Origin of the sequence: Campylobacter sp. TTU-622 (assembly GCF_016598965.1) — a bacterium.
Taxonomy (GTDB): Bacteria; Campylobacterota; Campylobacteria; order Campylobacterales; family Campylobacteraceae; genus Campylobacter_D.
Genome location: NZ_JAENKR010000089.1, coordinates 1 through 5069 on the forward strand (window position 1 = coordinate 1; position 5069 = coordinate 5069).

The window sequence follows — 5069 nt, forward strand, 5'->3', positions numbered from 1 at the left end:
ATTCTTGGAAATATTATAAAGAATTTCAAAGTTATTTTTAAAAATATATTGTTTATTGGATAATAAAACAAGATATTTTTTAAGAAAAATCGATAGGATCTATATCAGAACTTACATTTTTAAAATCAAGCATGTAATTTTGAATAGCAATAAGAGTTTTATAAGAATTGCTTCTTAATAAAATATAAAAACGATATTTAGAATTAATCATTTCTATACCACAAGATCCATAGCCTATAAGCTCAATTTTTGATATTTCTTTAATCTTAAGGGCTAAATTTTCACATAATTTACTTGCACTTAATAAATCATTATCTTCTATCACAATCCTTAAAAGCCTTTTAAAAGGAGGATAGAGATCTTTTCTAAAGCTAAGCTCATCTTTTAAAAAAGCATCATAATCTTGAATATATTTTTCAAAAAAATCCCTATTTTTAGTTTGTAAAAGCACTCTTGCTTCGCCTTTACGCCCCGCTCTACCAGCTACTTGCATTGCTAAAGATAAAGTTTCTTCTGCTGCTTTATAATTGGGACGATATAAATACTCATCAAGCCCTAAAATCACACTTAAATCAACACTGTGATAATCATGACCCTTAGCAAGCATAGAAGTACCGACTAAAATATCAATTTGCTTTTCATTAAATTCTTTCAAAATAGTATTAAGTTTTTTTAATGTGTTAACCTCATCGCTATCAAATCTTTTAATATTTGCATAAGGAAAATATCCCAAAAGAAGCTCACATAACTCAGCTGTACCCATTTTTTTAGCTTCAAGCATTAAAGCATCACAACTAGGGCATGTTTGATCAATGGGTTTTGCAAAATTACAATAATGACATTTAAGCAAATTCTTATTTTTATGCAAACTCATAGCGATTGAACAAAAAGGGCATTTTATAGTATTACCACAATTTCTACAAATAATTTGACGAAAATTTGCACGAGTAGGTAAAAAAATAATAGCTTGTTTTTGGTGATTTAAGGTCTTTTTTAATTCTTCTAATAAAATAGGCGTAATGCTAAGCTCATTCTCATCAAATATAAAATGCTTTTTACTCTCAAAAAAAGTCCCTTTAAGTCTAAAACTTTTTTGTTTATAAAAACTCACCAAAGAGGGCGTAGCTGATCCTAAAACAACTTTAATATTTTGTTTTACTCCTATAAAAAGGGCTAAATCCCTTGCATTGATATAGGGTTTATTGGAGGCTTTATAGGAATTATCATGTTCTTCGTCTACTATAATAAGTCCTAAATTTCTAAAAGGTAAAAAAAGAGCTGATCTTGCACCAGCAACTAAAAGGCTTTGATTTTCTTCGAGTGTAGATAAATACTCTTGTTTTTTTTTCTTTGAAATTTTAGAATGCCAAAGAAAAAAATAACCCTTAAAATATTTTTCAAGTCTTTTTTGCATCTGCGGAGTAAGTGAAATCTCAGGCATTAAAAGCAAAACTTGTTTGCCTTTTTCTAAATATTCCTTTATTAAAGAAATATAAATCTCAGTTTTTCCACTCCCTGTATCTGCAAACAATAAAGAGCTTTGATGATTTTTTATAAAATTTAATGCATTTTCTTGTTTGTCATTTAAACTAGGTTTATTTAAAATTTCAACACTATGATTTTCATAATTTTTGGAACATTCAAAAAATCCTAAAACAAAACCCAATTTAGTAGCATAATAATAAGAAATAAAACTAGCTAATTCAAATTGAAAAGAACTCAAAGAATAAGGCAAAACTTCTTTAATATCTTGAGTTTGAAATTGTGGTTTTTCGCATTCTTGCATCACTATAGCTTTTAATTTTTTTTTTCTTTTTAAATCAATAATAACTTGAGTTAAAGGTTTGATTTCTAAGGCGCTATGAAAAATTAGATTTTCTAAATACAATCCAATAATAGCTAATTCATAATATCTCATATAAATTCTTTACATAATTGATTATCGATACATTTTAAAATACCCTCTTTTGGATCATAAGTAAAATCTATACTTTGTTTTGAATTTAAAAAAAAACGATAAGAATTAAAAGATATTTTCATCCAAGAATCTTTACTTGAATACAAAGGAAATTTTAAAAGCGAAAAAGAACAACAATTTTTATCTTCACATGGCACAATTTGCTCACAAAAAAATAATTTTTCTTGTTCTTTAAAAAAATTAGCATTATCAAGTATCGCAGTATAGGCTATTTGTTTTAAAGAAGCTTCATTTCTCATTAAAGCTAAACTTGAAGAGATCATTTGATATTCAATCTTAGCTTTTAATAATTTTGCCTCATTTTTATTTTGAGATAAAAAAGGAAGAGCTAAACTTGCTAAAATTCCTATAATAAGAATAACAAATACAAGCTCAAGCAGAGTAAAAGCTCTTTTAAATTTCATTTTTTAAAGGAAGTTCTTCATCGATAGTTTTTATAAGTTTTTTTAACTCTCTTTGTGTGATGTAATTTTCATAGCTTTTTTTAACAAAAGCATCTACAAAACGTGTCAATTCTATTTTTTTGGTTCCACCAGAAATAAGAGCAATTTCATCTTCTAAAAAATTAGCAAATTCCTCACTGCATCTTATACCAAAATCTTTTGCAGAAACATTAATAATAACGCGTCTTAAATTGTCACTTTGCAAGAACAGCCTCTATTTTTTTCACTATATCTTCACTGGCTATATTTTTAGTTTTAAGTTCTTCTTCTAAGCGCATAATCTGATTGCTTTTTGCTTCATTTTGAGCTTTAACACTTACAAGCTCATTTCTTAAATTTTCATTTGCTTCGCATACTTCATTATATTTAGCTAAAAGCTCATTTACTTTATCTGTCATAGTATTTATAATTTTTTCATCATACATAATTATTTGCCTTCTTACTTTAGAGTTTATGAGTTTAATAACTGTAATTGTAGCAAAAAAACTTAAATTTAAGTTTTCATTTGAACTTAAATTTAAGGCATTTTTTTTTAAAATGTTTTTTTTAAAAAAAATAAAATAAAGTAAAAAAATGTTTGAACTTACAAGTAATTTAAAACCAAGTCCTGATCAAAAACAAGCTATTGAAGGGATAGTAAAAAGTATCAAAGAGGGTAATAAATATCAAACTTTATTAGGAGTAACAGGAAGCGGAAAAACTTTTAGCATGGCAAATATTATAAAAAAACTAAATATGCCAACTCTTATTATGAGTCACAATAAAAGTTTATGTGCTCAACTTTATAGCGAATTTAAGGGATTTTTTTCTAAAAATCACGTGGAATATTTTATAAGTTATTATGATTATTATCAACCTGAAGCTTATATTCCACGCACTGATGTTTTTATAGAAAAAGATAGTTCTACTAATGAAGATTTAGAAAGACTAAGACTTAGCGCAACTGCTTCGCTTTTAAGCTATGAAGATGTAATTTGTATTGCAAGTGTTTCAGCAAATTATGGACTTGGAAATCCAAATGAATACATAGGTATGGTTTTAATTTTTGAACAAGGAATGCAAATTTCTCAAAAAGAGCTTTTAAAAAAACTTGTAGATATGGGCTATAAAAGAAATGATAATTTTTTTGATCGAGCAGATTTTCGAGTAAATGGAGATATTATTGATATTTATCCTGCTTATTATGAAGATGAAGTTGTTAGGCTTGAATTTTTTGGAGATGAACTTGAATGTATGTATCATTACAATATCTTTGAAAATAAAAAAATCAAAGATTTAAAACGTTTTATTCTTTATCCAACTAGTCAATTTAGCGTAGGAGAAGTACGCTTAAAAAAAGCCATAAAAGATATAAAATTAGAATTAAATGAGCGTTTAGCTTGGTTTGAACATGAAAACAAGCTTGTAGAATATCAACGCTTAAAACAGCGTGTTGAATTTGATCTTGAAATGCTTGAAAGCACAGGTATGTGTAAGGGTGTGGAAAATTATGCAAGACATTTAACAGGGATTAAAGAAGGTGATACTCCTTATACACTTTTTGATTATTTTGCTATTAAAAATAGAAAATTTTTAGTTATTGTTGATGAAAGTCATGTTTCCTTGCCACAATTTCGTGGAATGTTTGCTGGTGATAGAAGTAGAAAACAAACCTTAGTTGATTATGGGTTTCGCTTGCCTTCAGCACTTGATAATCGTCCTTTGATGTTTGATGAATTTATTCATAAAGATTGTCAATTTCTTTTCGTTTCAGCTACTCCTGCTTTGCTTGAGCTTGAACTTAGCAAAAAAAATGTCTTTTATCAGATTATGCGTCCAACCGGACTTTTAGATCCAAAAATTGAAATTAAAGATAGTGACAATCAAGTTGAAATTTTATTTGATGAAGCCAAAAAAGCTATAGAAAGAAATGAAAGAGTCTTAGTTACTGTTTTAACCAAAAAACTTGCCGAAGAGCTTACAAAATACTATTTAGAACTTGGAATAAAAGTTAAATATATGCACTCTGATATAGACGCAATTGAACGCAATGAAATAATTAGAAATTTAAGAAGTGGAAATTTTGATATGTTAATAGGTATCAATTTGCTTAGAGAAGGACTTGATTTACCTGAAGTTTCGCTTATAGCGATTATGGATGCTGATAAAGAGGGTTTTTTAAGAAGTACTACAAGTTTAATTCAAACTATGGGTAGAGCAGCTAGAAATGTAAATGGAAAAGTTTTATTATTTGCTAAAAAGATTACAAAGTCTATGCAAGAAGCAATAGATACTACAAATGAGAGAAGAAAACTTCAAGAAGCATATAATAAAAAACACCATATCACTCCAACCTCGGTTAAAAGACATTTGGAAAAAAGTTTAAAAAATGAAGAAGATTTAGGGGAAATTTATCGCAAAAATAAAAAATTTGAAAAAATGCCAGTAAATGAAAGAGCAAAAGTCATAAAAGAACTTAGAAAAGAGATGCTAGAAGCTGCTAAAGCTTTAGAATTTGAAAAAGCTGCTAGTATTAGAGATGAGATTAATAAATTAAAAAATTTATAAATTTAAATTAAACTTTATATTAAAAATACTCTAAATTAATATTTTAAATATTTAAAATATCTTATTGATATTTTTTAAATACATACATATATATATGTATG

5 protein-coding genes are annotated in these 5069 nt (G+C 27.1%); 1 reads left to right on the top strand and 4 read right to left on the bottom strand.

Annotation, left to right across the window (positions count from 1 at the left end; all coding sequences use genetic code 11):
* Positions 1-79: 79 nt before the first annotated feature.
* Genes JG677_RS06985 through JG677_RS07000 form a run of 4 tightly spaced genes read right to left on the bottom strand, consistent with a single transcriptional unit; the run spans position 80 to position 2846 of the window.
* Positions 80-1918 (bottom strand): primosomal protein N', encoded by a 1839-nt coding sequence (locus JG677_RS06985; protein ID WP_200285932.1) that lies wholly within the window; start codon positions 1916-1918, stop codon positions 80-82.
* Positions 1915-2382 (bottom strand): type II secretion system protein, encoded by a 468-nt coding sequence (locus JG677_RS06990; protein WP_200285934.1) that lies wholly within the window; start codon positions 2380-2382, stop codon positions 1915-1917. Before JG677_RS06990 ends, JG677_RS06985 begins: the two co-directional genes overlap by 4 nt.
* Positions 2372-2626 carry a hypothetical protein gene (locus tag JG677_RS06995; protein WP_131163511.1) on the bottom strand — a complete coding sequence of 85 codons (255 nt, stop codon included), beginning with the start codon at positions 2624-2626 and terminating at the stop codon, positions 2372-2374. The genes JG677_RS06990 and JG677_RS06995 overlap by 11 nt, the downstream gene beginning before the upstream one ends.
* Positions 2616-2846 (bottom strand): hypothetical protein, encoded by a 231-nt coding sequence (locus tag JG677_RS07000; RefSeq protein ID WP_131163512.1) that lies wholly within the window; start codon positions 2844-2846, stop codon positions 2616-2618. The genes JG677_RS06995 and JG677_RS07000 overlap by 11 nt, the downstream gene beginning before the upstream one ends.
* 148 nt (positions 2847-2994) lie before the next feature.
* On the opposite strand from JG677_RS07000, the gene uvrB reads away from it, so the two are divergent.
* On the top strand, positions 2995-4968 hold the full coding sequence (gene uvrB, locus JG677_RS07005) for an excinuclease ABC subunit UvrB (protein WP_200285937.1): 1974 nt from the start codon (positions 2995-2997) through the stop codon (positions 4966-4968).
* The last annotated feature ends 101 nt before the right edge of the window (positions 4969-5069 follow it).

Coding starts and splice junctions, on each gene's coding strand:
- JG677_RS06985 (WP_200285932.1), bottom strand. CDS start 1,918: ATGAGATATTATGAATTAGCTATTATTGGATTGTATTTAGAAAATCTA.
- uvrB (WP_200285937.1), top strand. CDS start 2,995: ATGTTTGAACTTACAAGTAATTTAAAACCAAGTCCTGATCAAAAACAA.
- JG677_RS06990 (WP_200285934.1), bottom strand. CDS start 2,382: ATGAAATTTAAAAGAGCTTTTACTCTGCTTGAGCTTGTATTTGTTATT.
- JG677_RS07000 (WP_131163512.1), bottom strand. CDS start 2,846: ATGTATGATGAAAAAATTATAAATACTATGACAGATAAAGTAAATGAG.